Source organism: Litoreibacter janthinus (genome assembly GCF_900111945.1).
In the GTDB taxonomy this organism is placed as follows: Bacteria; Pseudomonadota; Alphaproteobacteria; order Rhodobacterales; family Rhodobacteraceae; genus Litoreibacter; species Litoreibacter janthinus.
In genome coordinates, this window is the sequence record NZ_FOYO01000001.1 from 858,348 (window position 1) to 870,750 (window position 12,403).

Sequence of the window (12,403 nt, forward strand, 5' to 3'; positions counted from 1 at the left end):
TCCAGCGCGGTGGGGCGCCTTCAATTAAAATCCGTTCAGATGGTGGGCACTACTGGGATCGAACCAGTGACCACTTCGATGTCAACGAAGTGCTCTACCGCTGAGCTAAGCGCCCATCTGACCTTCACTTTCCGAACCGATCCCACAGGTATGGGGACGCAGCCGAAGCACGTTGGTCCGCGCTCTATAGAAGGAGTCGGAAAGCTGTTCAAGGGCTTTTGAAAGCGCATTTTTTCGCCCTATACTCTTTGCAACAGGAGCGGGCATGACTCACGACGCCTATACACTGACCCTACCACAGGTCCAGACCAGCTGCATGGTCTTCGCCAGCCCCCATAGCGGGCGGGACTACAGCCATGACTTCTTGCGACGCACTATTTTGGATGAGTTGCAAATCCGCTCCTCAGAAGACGCGTTTATGGACAGGCTCGTCGCGCCCGCGGCGGCCCATGGTGCACCACTTCTGTCAGCAAGGATGCCGCGTGCTTTTCTGGACCTCAACCGTGCCTGCGATGAACTGGATCCGGCCGTAGTTGAAGGTGTCAAACGTCCGGGGCACAATCCGCGCATTGCGTCAGGGCTTGGCGTGATCCCTCGGGTCGTTGCAAACGGGCGCGCGATTTATTCTGGCAAGATCTCGTTGGCGGAAGCAAATGCGCGGATTGAAACTTACTGGCGGCCCTATCACGCCCGGCTCAGCCAATTGATGGATGATACCAACAAGACGTTTGGGCGTGCGGTGCTCGTCGATTTCCACTCTATGCCTCACGAAGCTGTCCAATCCGCTGCTCAGCCCGGTTTCGCGCGACCAGAGGTTGTCCTGGGGGATCGATTTGGCGCTGCTGCGGACGGGACGATTGTCGACCGGATCGAGACCATTTTTCTGGAGTCCGGCCTCCGGGTTAGCCGGAACTCGCCATTCGCGGGGGCTTATATCACTCAGGCCTACGGACGGCCGTCGCGCGGGCATCACGCCATTCAGATCGAAATTGACCGCGCACTCTATATGAACGAGCAATATGTCCGCCCGAATGGAAACTTCGATAGCTTTCGCAAGCTGATGGAGCGCGTTGTGGCGGAAATCGCTGACGTGGGGCGTAACGAAATACCTCTCGCGGCGGAATAGAGATCAGCGTAAGGATCGGCCTTTTTTGATGGCATCGTGCCCGAACTTTTCTCGAATCTTGTCTGTCGCACGCTCGGCCTCGGTGCGTTTTGCTGCATCTGGATCAAGCAAGTCCGGTGTACGGTCCGCGTCGTCCTGCGGTATCAGATCTGAAATTCCGACGCCCAAAAGGCGGTATGGACCCTCATTCACACTGGACATGAGGTCTCGCGCAATGCGGTAGATGCGATCTGCCAATTGCGTGGGATCACGTAAAGACTGCCGTCGCGTGACGATTTTGAACTTTGCAGTCTTCAATTTCAACGTGACGACGCGACCCGCAATCTGTTTGGCCTTAGCACGGTCCGACACCTTTTCGGCCATGCGCCAAAGATGGCCGTCCAGCAAATCTGCATCTGCCGTGTCGTCATGGAACGTCGTTTCGTTCGAGATGCCCTTTACGGGCTCTTGGGAGGAAACACGACGACGGTCTTGCCCGCGTGCCAAGTGCCAAAGCCGATCACCCATCGACCCAAACCTCGCATGCAGGTCTTGCCGATCCCACCGAAGCAAGTCGGCAAACGTGCGAATGCCCGCTTTCTCTAGGCTTTCGCGCGTGACGGCGCCAACACCCCATATCAGCGAAACCGGACGATCGCGCAGGAAGTCGTCAGTCTCCGCCTTGCCTATGACCGAGAAACCGCGTGGCTTGTCCAAGTCGGATGCGACCTTGGCGAGGAACTTGTTGTGGCTTAGGCCAATTGATCCGCTTATGCCTATTTCGCTTTCCATCCGGTTCACAAGGCGCGCCAGCATCACCGCGGGTGGAGCGTGGTGAAGTTTCTCTGTTCCCGTAAGGTCAAGAAACGCTTCGTCTAAGGAAAGAGGTTCAATGGCAGGGGTCAATTCCTCCATCAATGCTCGGATCTGACGGGAAACCGATACATACACGTCCATGCGCCCCCGCACGACTTCGGCCTCTGGGCACAGTTTGAGCGCCTGAAACATCGGCATGGCAGAGCGCACACCTTTAATGCGGGCGATGTAGCAGGCCGTCGAAACGACGCCGCGCCTGCCCCCGCCAATTATGACAGGTTTGTCGCGCAGCGCTGGATTGTCCCGCTTTTCGACCGAAGCGTAGAAGGCGTCACAATCCATATGGGCGATAGACAGCTCGAACAGCTCTGGATGAGACATGACCCTTGGGGATCCGCAGGCCGGACACCGCGCACCCTGATCGTATTGATGGAAACATGTTCGGCAAAGCGCTGGCATATAATCGTGATACGCCAGCGCGATTAGCGCGGCAATCTTATGCTACATAAGAGAGATGGAATTTCACGGCTCGAAAGTTGCGGTATTTATCGGGAATCGCCTGCTGGTTTCCCTACGCGACGATTTTAAAGATATCCCGTTTCCTGCTTGCTGGGACTTCGCGGGAGGAGGGTGCGAAAAGGGTGAGACTCCTGAGGATTGTGCCGTACGCGAGTTGAAAGAGGAATTTGGGCTTGAATTGACTCGGAACCAATTGGTCGGGAAAACGGCTTATCAAACGAACGCTCCGGCGGGGACTGCATATTTCTTCGTGGCCCATCTGCCCGAAGGGTCTGAATCGAACGTGGTCTTCGGGGATGAGGGGCAACGCTGGGCTCTCATGGCCATTACTGACTATCTGGCCCGCGATGATGCGATTCCACATCTGCAAACCCGCCTGCGACTGTATCTGGAAAGACTCTAGCCTCCGATATCGGACGAAACAGACCGTTTCTTTCTTCTAAACGCGCCTTTGGGACCCCATATATCCATTATAACAGTGAAGGGACTTTGATGATGGAAGACATTATTTTGGGATTTCTGGGCAATAATGCTGTGTTCTTGCTCTTGTTCGTTTTTCTGGTCGTTGTCGTCCTCGCAGGCGTTAGGATCGTCCCGCAAAGCGAAAAACACGTAGTAGAGCGGTTTGGCCGTCTCCGTTCGGTCCTTGGGCCTGGCATCAACTTTATTGTGCCATTTCTCGACCGCGTTGCGCACAAGATTTCCATTCTTGAGCGTCAGTTGCCAACCAACCGACAGGATGCCATCACCTCGGACAACGTGCTGGTCCAAGTCGAAAGCAGTGTCTTCTACCGCATCATTGAGCCGGAAAAGACAGTTTATCGTATCCGCGATATCGACGCTGCGATTGCGACGACTGTTGCTGGTATCGTGCGGTCCGAGATTGGTACGCTGGAACTTGATGAGGTTCAGTCGAACCGCGCACAGTTGATCCAACGCATTCAGGGCGCCCTGGAGCGCATCGTGGATGACTGGGGTATTGAAGTTACCCGCGCTGAAATACTTGATGTGAATCTTGATGAGGCCACTCGCGCAGCCATGTTGCAGCAGCTCAACGCGGAGCGCGCGCGTCGTGCGCAGGTGACCGAAGCAGAAGGCTCCAAGCGGTCGGTCGAACTGAATGCCGACGCGCAGCTTTATGCGGCTGAGCAACTTGCCAAAGCGCGCCGCATCCAAGCGGATGCTGAAGCCTATGCGACCGGCGTGGTTGCAGCTGCGATTCAAGAGAACGGAATTGAGGCTGCGCAATACCAAGTGGCGCTGAAGCAAGTCGAGGCGCTGACTGAAGTCGGCAAGGGTGCAGGCAAGCAAACCGTTCTGATGCCGACAAGCGTGCTGGATGCGTTCGGCGATGCCTTCAAACTTCTGAAAGGGAGGACCTGATGGAACAATACATTCTCTGGAACCAATACTGGGTCTGGTTCGCTTTGGCTTTGGCGCTGGGCGTGTGTGAGATTCTGCTGCCGGGATACATTTTGTTGGGCTTCGCTTTGGCGGCGGCCGCAATGGGAATTGTGTTCGCGTCCGGCATAGGCCCCGCGCAGGCGATGATGGACTCACTCCCTGTCACCCTGTCAATCTATGGCGGGATGTCGTTGGTGACCTGGTTGGCCTTGCGCCAGTATTTTGGACGGCGCGACGGTCAAGTCAAAGTCTGGGACAAAGACATCAACGAAAACTGATTCCTTTTTCTGACAATTCAGAAAATGTGTATCCCCGTGTCGTCTTGGCGCGGGGATACACGCTTCTAACACCAAAATAGTTTCATAAAATTATTCATTGTGTCCATTTCTGACGGTCTTGTGAGGCGCTGCTCTTTCTTGCACAAACTCTGTTCATGCGCGCACCAGTCGTGCGCAATTCTCAACAAACTGTTCATTGAGAGTGATCGCTCCAAGCTCCAAATTAGGTTCATCAACAGCAACAACGCTGAACCTGAAAAACGAAACTGGAGTACACAAAATGAAAACCATCATCGCAACTGTTATCGCCCTGACCGCAACCGCACCTGCTTTTGCAGAAGTGAGCAATCCACAAGCGTTCTTCGCAATGGGCAACGATTCCGCCGCTGAATTGACCATCGGGGATACGTCGACCGGTAACCTGAACCAGGCCCTGAAAGTTGGCATCTCCGCAAACGAGTCTGCCGCTGAAATGAACGCAAAAATTGCTGGCACCGACGTCAGCCGCAACGTTCAAGCGTTCTTCGCACTGGGCAACGACTCCGCCGCCGAGCGCATTCTGAACTAATCCAAAGGTCTTCCTCCTCCCAAGACCTCAAACGGGCTCCTCTTAACCGAGGGGCCCGTTTTTTATGGAAGCTCCGCCAAAATGGCCTGCGCCGCATCGCGAGGATTCGACGCCTGCCAGACCGGTCGGCCGACGACGATATGATCCGCGCCGTCGCCAATCGCGCTGGCAGGGGTCGAAACACGCTTTTGATCGCCAAGGGCCGATCCCGACGGGCGCACGCCAGGGGTCACAATCAACCGTCCCGCGGCTTCTGGCAGGGCACGGATCATCGCCGCCTCTTGTGGGGATGCAATCACACCGTCCGCACCTGCCTCAAAAGCCTTGGCCGCGCGTTCCAATGTGATTTCGCGAAGGTCACCCGCCTTGATGCACCCGTCGTCTAAATCCGACCGGTCCAAGGAGGTGAGGATAGTAACGCCCAAGATCTTCAAGTTGGTGCCCGACGCTCCCTCTTTTGCTGCACGAACCACTTGCGGATCACCATGTACAGTCAGGAAGTCGTGGTCGAATTGCGCAAGGCCGCGCACTGCAGCTTCGACTGTAGCGCCGATGTCGAAAAGCTTCATGTCGAGGAAGATACGCTTACCATGCTCGTCTTTGAGCTCATTGGCGAGCGCGAGGCCACCGCCAGTCAGCATTCCGAGGCCGATTTTATAGAAACTAACGCTGTCTCCCAAGCGCTGAGTCAATTCAAGCCCAGCAAGGGCGTTTGGAAGGTCGATCGCGACGATCAGGCGGTCATCAGACATGGGGGAGGGCCTTTGCAGCTAGGGGTTTTCCCTTAGCTGCATGTCTGAGGCCTTTCCGTCAAGCTGCGGTGGAAATTTCCGACAGGCCCATAGTGTCTTTAAACTGGCGGATCATATCGTTCAGATGAACCAACCGCCCAGTTTGCTTGATCGGCGACCGAGACATGAATTTCGCCCGCCCCTTCGCACGGTGTGCTTTTGCCCTTTTGACCAAGACAGTAGCGACTGCACTGAAATCGGTGTCTATCGGCAAAGGTGCCGAGATTGGAACCTTGCGGGTTTCGTGCCCCTCGTGGAATACGACCAAAGCTTCGAAGCAACGCGTTGCGGCGTTGTAATTCAGGTTTTGCACTTCTGTTTGATAACTGCTCATAGTTACCTCCTTTTCCTTAATAACAACGTAGGAACGGAAAGGTTCCGTCGCCACTCAGGCTCGGTCACAAGGCAGTGAATCGCTGTAATGTCGGGATTTTGTGATCACACCCCTTGAGCGTGCGGAAGTCGCACCCCATCTACGATTTGAGGTTTGTCAAAGCACAGTGCCGCTTAGCGGGCTACAATTCGACAAAGGCTTAATGAAAGGAACGTACCCAATGGATTTGGAAAAATTCACCGAGCGTGCCCGAGGATTCATCCAGGCCGCGCAAACAATCGCAATGCGTGAGGATCACCAGCGTCTTGCACCTGAACACCTACTCAAAGCGATCATGGACGACGAGCAAGGACTCGCCTCCAACCTGATTTCCGCTGCTGGCGGAGCGCCTGCGCGCGTGAAAGAAGCCGTTGAACTGGCTATGGGTAAAATCCCGAAGGTCACTGGCTCTGGCGGGCAGGTCTATATGGACAGCCAAACCGGCAAAGTGCTGGACGAGGCGGAGAAACTGGCGAAGAAGGCTGGCGACAGCTTTGTGCCCGTTGAACGCATGCTTTGCGCCTTGGCGATGGTCAAAAGCCCTGCAAAGGACGCGTTGGACGCGGGTGCCGTGACGGCGCAAAAGTTGAACTCTGCCATCAATGATGTTCGTAAGGGCCGCACCGCGGATAGCGCCAATGCCGAAGAAGGCTATGACGCCCTGAAGAAATATGCACGCGACCTGACCGAAGCTGCGCGTGAAGGCAAGATTGACCCGATCATCGGCCGGGACGAAGAAATTCGCCGGACGATGCAGGTTCTGTCGCGCCGCACCAAGAACAACCCTGTTTTGATCGGGGAGCCGGGCGTGGGTAAAACTGCGATTGCCGAGGGTCTTGCACTGCGAATCGTGAATGGCGACGTGCCTGAATCCCTGCGCAACAAGCGACTGATGTCCTTGGATATGGGCGCGTTGATTGCAGGCGCGAAGTATCGCGGCGAGTTCGAAGAACGCTTGAAAGCGATCCTGTCCGAAGTGACTGCCGCTGCCGGCGAGATCATCTTGTTCATCGACGAGATGCACACGCTGGTCGGTGCTGGCGCAAGCGAAGGGTCCATGGACGCCTCCAACCTACTGAAACCCGCCTTGGCACGAGGCGAATTGCACTGCGTCGGCGCGACGACTTTGGACGAGTATCGCAAACATGTTGAGAAAGACGCGGCTTTGGCGCGGCGCTTCCAGCCTGTGATGGTGGAAGAGCCAACTGTTGAAGACACTGTCTCGATCCTGCGCGGTATCAAAGAAAAGTACGAACTGCACCACGGCGTCCGGATTTCGGACAGTGCGTTGGTCGCTGCGGCAGAACTGTCGCACCGCTATATCACCGACCGCTTTTTGCCAGATAAGGCCATCGACCTTGTTGACGAGGCTGCATCACGGTTGCGGATGGAAGTCGATTCCAAACCGGAAGAACTGGACGCACTGGATCGCCAGATCCTTCAATTGCAAATCGAAGCCGCTGCCTTGGAAAAAGAGGATGATGCGGCTTCCATGGATCGTCTCGAGACGCTTCAAAAAGAGCTGGCGGAGCTGCAAGAGCGCTCGTCCGAGATGACGGCGGCTTGGCAGGCAGAACGCGACAAGCTGGAGGGCGCACGTGATCTGAAGGAAAAGCTGGACAGGGCGCGGGCTGAGCTCGACATCGCCAAACGCGAAGGCAATCTCGCCAAAGCGGGTGAGCTTTCCTATGGTGTGATTCCAGAGCTGGAAAAAGCGCTAGTAGAAGCGGAGAGCCGCGAAGAAACTCAGATGGTCGAAGAGGCCGTGCGGCCCGAACAGATTGCCAGTGTGGTGGAGCGGTGGACCGGTATCCCGACCTCCAAAATGCTGGAGGGCGAACGCGACAAACTGCTTCGTATGGAAGAAGAGCTTGGTCGTCGTGTGATCGGGCAACGCAGTGCTGTGCAGGCGGTCTCGAACGCGGTGCGCCGTGCGCGGGCTGGGCTGAATGACGAGAACCGGCCTCTGGGCTCGTTCCTGTTCCTTGGACCAACCGGCGTCGGTAAAACAGAGCTGACCAAAGCGGTCGCCGAATACCTGTTCGACGATGATAGCGCAATGGTGCGGATCGACATGTCCGAGTTCATGGAGAAGCATGCCGTGTCTCGTCTGATCGGTGCCCCTCCGGGCTATGTCGGGTATGACGAGGGCGGTGTTCTGACCGAGGCCGTGCGGCGCAGACCCTATCAGGTTGTGCTATTCGACGAGGTCGAGAAAGCCCACCCCGATGTGTTCAACGTGTTGTTGCAAGTGCTCGATGACGGTGTTCTGACGGACGGCCAAGGCCGGACTGTGGACTTCAAGCAAACACTGATCATCCTGACCTCCAACCTCGGGGCGCAGGCACTGAGCCAACTGCCTGATGGTGCGGATGCGGCCGGGGCCAAACGCGACGTCATGGATGCGGTGCGGGCCCACTTCCGCCCCGAGTTTCTGAACCGACTGGATGAGACGATCATCTTCGATCGCCTTGCCCGCGAGGACATGAACGCGATCGTGGACATCCAGATGGCCCGTTTGGAAAAACGGCTTGCTGGCCGAAAGATCGTGCTGGCACTGGACGAAGACGCCAAGCAATGGCTGGCCGACGAAGGCTACGATCCCGTCTTCGGTGCACGTCCTTTGAAGCGCGCAATCCAGCGTTCGTTGCAGGATCCATTGGCCGAGATGATCTTGGCTGGCGAAGTTCTCGATGGCTCTACGGTCGAGGTAAGCGTCGGTCCCGAAGGTCTTCTAGTTGGGGGTCGCGTGAGTGCGTCCAACAGGCCCAAGCCGGAAGACGCAGTGGTTCACTAAACGAAAAAGGGCGCCGGTTTCGGCGCCCTTTCTTAATTCAGCCCAAGCATTTTAGCTTGCCGGCATGATGACTTTGTCGATGACATGGATCACGCCGTTCGAGGCTTCGATATCAGCCGCGGTAACATTGGCATCATTCACCATAACGCCGCCTTCGGTCTTGATAGTGATCTCGCCACCTTGCACAGTCGGAGCGGTCATGCCGTCAGACAGATCGCCCGACATGACTTTGCCGGCTACCACATGGTAAGTCAGGATCGCGGTGAGTTGGTCCTTGTTCTCTGGCAGCAGCAGGCTCTCGACCGTACCATCTGGCAGGGCCGCGAATGCTTCGTCCGTTGGTGCAAATACCGTGAACGGGCCTTCGCCTTTCAGTGTGTCAACCAGACCTGCGGCTTGAACAGCGGCCACCAGTGTGCCGAAGCTGCCAGCGCCTACTGCAGTGTCGACGATATCTTTGGAGTGGCCGTCAGCGAAAGCTGGCGCGGTCAGGGCAGCGGCGGCGGTCAAAGCGATAAAAGTTCTGCGGATCATTTCGTAGTCTCCCGTAGTATTACAAAAGACGCCCGTGATTGAGCATCGGAACCGATACGCACGAAACCCTTGGCAGGATGCCGCCGGTTGGAGGTTATTTTGGCTTGATCAGAAGGGCTGGCGGACTAAGCCGCGCGGAATTCCGGTTTCCAGTGACATTCTTGTTATCGACTGTGATCGCCAAGGGCTGCGCCGACCTTTCACTTGCTTGTATTCCAAACGCATCCGACAGTAGCGGGACAGATTTGAGAGGGGCAGAAATGTGGATGTTTGACTGGGCTGGCTGGGTGATCGAAGTGATGGCACTGGCCTTCGTGGGGGTGATTGGGCTGTTGGTTCTTTTGGCCCTGATCATGTTCGTTATCGACCGCGCCCAAACCAGCGATGCCATCCGGCGCAATTACCCCGTCATCGGGCGCTTCCGCCACATCTTTACAGAGCTAGGCGAGTTCTTTCGCCAGTACTTCTTTGCGATGGATCGCGAAGAACTTCCCTTTAATAGGGCGCAGCGCGACTGGGTGAACCGTGCGACAACGGGTGAGGGGAACACAGTTGCGTTCGGCTCCACACGCAATTTGTCGGTGGTCGGAACGCCGCTATTTGTAAACGCGGCGTTCCCGCCTTTGGATAACCAGTTCTCGTCATCGGAACCGTTGGTAATTGGACCCGCTGCGCGCCACCCCTACGAGGCGAAATCCTTCTTCAACCTGTCAGGTATGTCCTACGGTGCCATCTCTAGGCCCGCGGTCACCGCGCTCTCGCGCGGCGCGAAAGAAGCGGGCATCTGGATGAACACGGGCGAAGGCGGGCTAAGCCCCTATCACTTAGAAGGTGGCGCAGACATCGTGTTTCAGATCGGGACCGCCAAATACGGGGTTCGGCATAAGGATGGGTCCTTAAATGACGAAAAGCTGCGCGAGGTCGCGTCACATCCAGAAGTTAAGATGTTCGAGATCAAACTGGCCCAAGGCGCCAAGCCCGGCAAAGGCGGCATCCTGCCCGGCGCCAAAGTAACCGCCGAGATCGCGGCAATTCGAGGGATCGACGAGGGCCAAGACAGCATCTCGCCCAATCGTCATGTCGAAGTGTCGAATTTCGCCGAGCTGTTGGACATGATCGCCCATGTGCGCGAAATCACCGGCAAGCCGACCGGTATTAAAACAGTATTCGGCTCGGACCAGCCATTCCGCGAGCTGTTTGATCTTGTGTTGCAACGAGACGAGGCTCCTGACTTCATCACATTGGGCGGCGGGGAGGGCGGAACTGGTGCTGCACCTCTGCCACTTATGGATCTTGTCGGCGTTCCTATTAAAGAGGCTTTGCCGGAAGTGGCGAACCTGCTGCGAGAATATGGTTTGAAAGATCGTATCCGTCTGATCGCATCCGGCAAGCTGATGGTGCCGGGTGATGTGGCTTGGGCGCTGGCAGCGGGGGCGGATTTCGTAACCTCCGCGAGGGGCTTCATGTTCAGCCTTGGCTGCATTCAAGCACTGAAGTGCAACAAGAACACTTGCCCGACCGGCATCACAACCCACGACCCGAGGTTCCAGAAGGGGCTTGTGCCAGAGGACAAATATAAGAAGGTCGCGCACTACGCCAAAGGCATCGTGAAAGAGGTGGAACTGATTGCCCACTCCGTCGGTGTATCAGAGCCGCGCCAAATGCGGCGCGAGCATGTTCGTATCGTACAGGACACGGGCAAGTCAGTCGGTATGGATGTGCTTTATCCCCTAAAGGATCGCGTTTAGGCGCATATCGCGGGCCGTAAAGGGTGTGGCTCCGTGGCCGTCTGAGATCAATTTTCTGCGAACCCTGAGCCACAGTACTGGAAAACGCTGCGATGCAGCATTAGGTTTAGGTCAAGAGGGGATCACAGCGCCCAGTTTTAACTGGGGCACCAAAAAAGGCTCGGTCCTGTGAATTCCGGCACTTTTACACTGCAGCCGCACATTCGACGCTTGTGGCAAGCTGACCAGCCCAGTCTGGTCGATCACTTCCAGAGGCTTGATACGGCCTCAAGGCGCCTTCGCTTCGGAGGTTTGGTGAGCGACGCGTTCGTAAAAGATTATGCCGAACACGTCTTGTCACTCGATGCCGTTGCCTTTGGGGCTTTCCCTGATGGCAAATTGCGTGGTGTTGCCGAACTTCGCTTCCTTCTTAAGGTGTGGCCTTGGAGCGCTGAAGTCGCCCTATTGGTCGAGCCGTCCTGGCAAGATGAAGGCATCGGTGACGCCTTGCTCAATCGCCTCATCTCGGCTGCGCAGAACCGGGGAATTAAGAAAGTGCACATGCAATGCCTGCGGGAGAACATGCGTATGCAAAGTTTGGCCAAGAAGCACGACGCTGTTCTGGACTTTGACATTGGAGAAGTCGAGGCGACGCTGGACCCGCCTTGGCCGACGCCGATGTCGGTATACGCAGAACTGTTTGGGTGAGCGCAGCAGGGCGCGTGCATTGAAATCATTCCAACAGTTTCGTGAGGAAGCCTCATTTGGTTTTGAAGGAGGGATGAGCTAGGTCATAAGGAGCACATGCAAAGGCGAGGACACTCCTACTATGGCAAACCGGTTCAAATCAGATCTGACTTGGAATGACGTCACTCCTGAAAACGTATTCCTGAACCGGCGCTCTTTTATGACCGGCGCCTCCGCGTTGGCGGCAATGGGTATCGCGGGCCCATCACTGGCGTCCCAGTATTCGACAAACGAAGATCCCAACGCGTGGGAAGAGATTACACAGTATAATAACTTCTACGAGTTCGGCACCGACAAGTCCGACCCTGCCGAATATGCAGGGGCACTGACGACTGATCCGTGGGAGGTTGAAATTGACGGCCTGGTTGAAAAGCCGGGCAAGTACTCCTTCAAAGACATCATGGCCGCGATGACCGTCGAAGAACGGATTTACAGATTCCGCTGTGTCGAAGCGTGGTCGATGGTCATCCCGTGGAATGGTTTCGAACTGGCCGACTTGTTGAATATGGCAGGTGTTCAGGATGGCGCAAAATACGTGTCGTTTGAAACGCTGCTTCGCCCTGAAGAGATGTGGGGCCAGAAGCGCCGCTTTATCCCGTGGCCCTACCGCGAAGGTCTGCGTTTGGACGAGGCCATGCACCCGCTCACTATTATGGCGACGGGAATTTACGGCAAACCGATCCCCAACCAGAACGGCGCGCCCCTACGGCTCGTTGTGCCTTGGAAATACGGGTTCAAGTCCAT

13 protein-coding genes and 1 tRNA gene (1 of these 14 running past the window's edge) are annotated in these 12,403 nt (G+C 56.2%); 9 read left to right on the top strand and 5 right to left on the bottom strand.

The window, feature by feature from the left end:
- Positions 1-40 precede the first annotated feature (40 nt).
- Positions 41-115: transfer RNA gene (locus tag BM352_RS04330), tRNA-Val, on the bottom strand.
- A gap of 150 nt (positions 116-265) precedes the next feature.
- On the opposite strand from BM352_RS04330, the gene BM352_RS04335 reads away from it, so the two are divergent.
- Positions 266-1,126 carry an N-formylglutamate amidohydrolase gene (locus BM352_RS04335; protein WP_090212984.1) on the top strand — a complete coding sequence of 287 codons (861 nt, stop codon included), beginning with the start codon at positions 266-268 and terminating at the stop codon, positions 1,124-1,126.
- A gap of 3 nt (positions 1,127-1,129) precedes the next feature.
- On the opposite strand, the gene BM352_RS04340 is transcribed toward BM352_RS04335, so the two are convergent.
- Complete coding sequence (locus BM352_RS04340; RefSeq protein WP_090212986.1) at positions 1,130-2,380, bottom strand: DNA polymerase IV; 1,251 nt, start codon at positions 2,378-2,380, stop codon at positions 1,130-1,132.
- A gap of 55 nt (positions 2,381-2,435) precedes the next feature.
- On the opposite strand from BM352_RS04340, the gene BM352_RS04345 reads away from it, so the two are divergent.
- The 4 genes from BM352_RS04345 (at position 2,436) to BM352_RS04360 (ending at position 4,690) form a co-directional block, all read left to right on the top strand.
- On the top strand, positions 2,436-2,843 hold the full coding sequence (locus tag BM352_RS04345) for an NUDIX hydrolase (protein ID WP_090212988.1): 408 nt from the start codon (positions 2,436-2,438) through the stop codon (positions 2,841-2,843).
- An 89-nt stretch (positions 2,844-2,932) separates the two neighbouring features.
- A complete protein-coding gene (locus BM352_RS04350; protein ID WP_090212991.1) occupies positions 2,933-3,823 on the top strand; it encodes an SPFH domain-containing protein in 891 nt (296 codons plus the stop codon).
- On the top strand, positions 3,823-4,122 hold the full coding sequence (locus BM352_RS04355; RefSeq protein WP_090212994.1) for a hypothetical protein: 300 nt from the start codon (positions 3,823-3,825) through the stop codon (positions 4,120-4,122). Before BM352_RS04350 ends, BM352_RS04355 begins: the two co-directional genes overlap by 1 nt.
- Positions 4,123-4,402: 280 nt before the next feature.
- Positions 4,403-4,690 carry a hypothetical protein gene (locus BM352_RS04360; RefSeq protein WP_090212996.1) on the top strand — a complete coding sequence of 96 codons (288 nt, stop codon included), beginning with the start codon at positions 4,403-4,405 and terminating at the stop codon, positions 4,688-4,690.
- A gap of 62 nt (positions 4,691-4,752) precedes the next feature.
- Here the strand turns inward: BM352_RS04360 and pyrF are convergent, their stop codons facing one another.
- Both pyrF and BM352_RS04370 read right to left on the bottom strand, forming a co-directional pair.
- Complete coding sequence (gene pyrF / locus BM352_RS04365; RefSeq protein ID WP_090212999.1) at positions 4,753-5,442, bottom strand: orotidine-5'-phosphate decarboxylase; 690 nt, start codon at positions 5,440-5,442, stop codon at positions 4,753-4,755.
- A gap of 58 nt (positions 5,443-5,500) precedes the next feature.
- On the bottom strand, positions 5,501-5,815 hold the full coding sequence (locus BM352_RS04370) for a hypothetical protein (RefSeq protein ID WP_090213001.1): 315 nt from the start codon (positions 5,813-5,815) through the stop codon (positions 5,501-5,503).
- Positions 5,816-6,035: 220 nt separating this feature from the next.
- Here BM352_RS04370 and clpB point away from each other — a divergent pair, with 220 nt between their 5' ends.
- Positions 6,036-8,651 (top strand): ATP-dependent chaperone ClpB, encoded by a 2,616-nt coding sequence (gene clpB, locus BM352_RS04375; protein ID WP_090213003.1) that lies wholly within the window; start codon positions 6,036-6,038, stop codon positions 8,649-8,651.
- Between the two features lie 51 nt (positions 8,652-8,702).
- On the opposite strand, the gene BM352_RS04380 is transcribed toward clpB, so the two are convergent.
- Complete coding sequence (locus tag BM352_RS04380; protein WP_090213005.1) at positions 8,703-9,185, bottom strand: fasciclin domain-containing protein; 483 nt, start codon at positions 9,183-9,185, stop codon at positions 8,703-8,705.
- Positions 9,186-9,445: 260 nt separating this feature from the next.
- On the opposite strand from BM352_RS04380, the gene BM352_RS04385 reads away from it, so the two are divergent.
- From BM352_RS04385 to msrP, 3 genes are all read left to right on the top strand, one after another.
- Positions 9,446-10,933 carry an FMN-binding glutamate synthase family protein gene (locus tag BM352_RS04385; protein ID WP_090213007.1) on the top strand — a complete coding sequence of 496 codons (1,488 nt, stop codon included), beginning with the start codon at positions 9,446-9,448 and terminating at the stop codon, positions 10,931-10,933.
- Between the two features lie 294 nt (positions 10,934-11,227).
- Positions 11,228-11,620 (top strand): GNAT family N-acetyltransferase, encoded by a 393-nt coding sequence (locus BM352_RS04390; RefSeq protein WP_175500618.1) that lies wholly within the window; start codon positions 11,228-11,230, stop codon positions 11,618-11,620.
- Positions 11,621-11,741: 121 nt separating this feature from the next.
- Positions 11,742-12,403, top strand: partial view of a protein-methionine-sulfoxide reductase catalytic subunit MsrP gene (msrP, locus tag BM352_RS04395; protein WP_090213012.1) — the 5' portion only. It continues 250 nt past the right edge of the window; 662 of the gene's 912 nt are visible here — the first part of the coding sequence; it begins with the start codon at positions 11,742-11,744; its stop codon lies beyond the right edge, outside the window.

What these genes read in the sequence shown, in the direction of transcription:
- BM352_RS04380 (WP_090213005.1), bottom strand. Translation starts at nt 9,185, where the DNA reads ATGATCCGCAGAACTTTTATCGCTTTGACCGCCGCCGCTGCCCTGACC.
- BM352_RS04355 (WP_090212994.1), top strand. Translation starts at nt 3,823, where the DNA reads ATGGAACAATACATTCTCTGGAACCAATACTGGGTCTGGTTCGCTTTG.
- clpB (WP_090213003.1), top strand. Translation starts at nt 6,036, where the DNA reads ATGGATTTGGAAAAATTCACCGAGCGTGCCCGAGGATTCATCCAGGCC.
- pyrF (WP_090212999.1), bottom strand. Translation starts at nt 5,442, where the DNA reads ATGTCTGATGACCGCCTGATCGTCGCGATCGACCTTCCAAACGCCCTT.
- BM352_RS04340 (WP_090212986.1), bottom strand. Translation starts at nt 2,380, where the DNA reads ATGCCAGCGCTTTGCCGAACATGTTTCCATCAATACGATCAGGGTGCG.
- BM352_RS04345 (WP_090212988.1), top strand. Translation starts at nt 2,436, where the DNA reads ATGGAATTTCACGGCTCGAAAGTTGCGGTATTTATCGGGAATCGCCTG.
- BM352_RS04360 (WP_090212996.1), top strand. Translation starts at nt 4,403, where the DNA reads ATGAAAACCATCATCGCAACTGTTATCGCCCTGACCGCAACCGCACCT.
- BM352_RS04385 (WP_090213007.1), top strand. Translation starts at nt 9,446, where the DNA reads ATGTGGATGTTTGACTGGGCTGGCTGGGTGATCGAAGTGATGGCACTG.
- BM352_RS04370 (WP_090213001.1), bottom strand. Translation starts at nt 5,815, where the DNA reads ATGAGCAGTTATCAAACAGAAGTGCAAAACCTGAATTACAACGCCGCA.
- BM352_RS04350 (WP_090212991.1), top strand. Translation starts at nt 2,933, where the DNA reads ATGATGGAAGACATTATTTTGGGATTTCTGGGCAATAATGCTGTGTTC.
- BM352_RS04335 (WP_090212984.1), top strand. Translation starts at nt 266, where the DNA reads ATGACTCACGACGCCTATACACTGACCCTACCACAGGTCCAGACCAGC.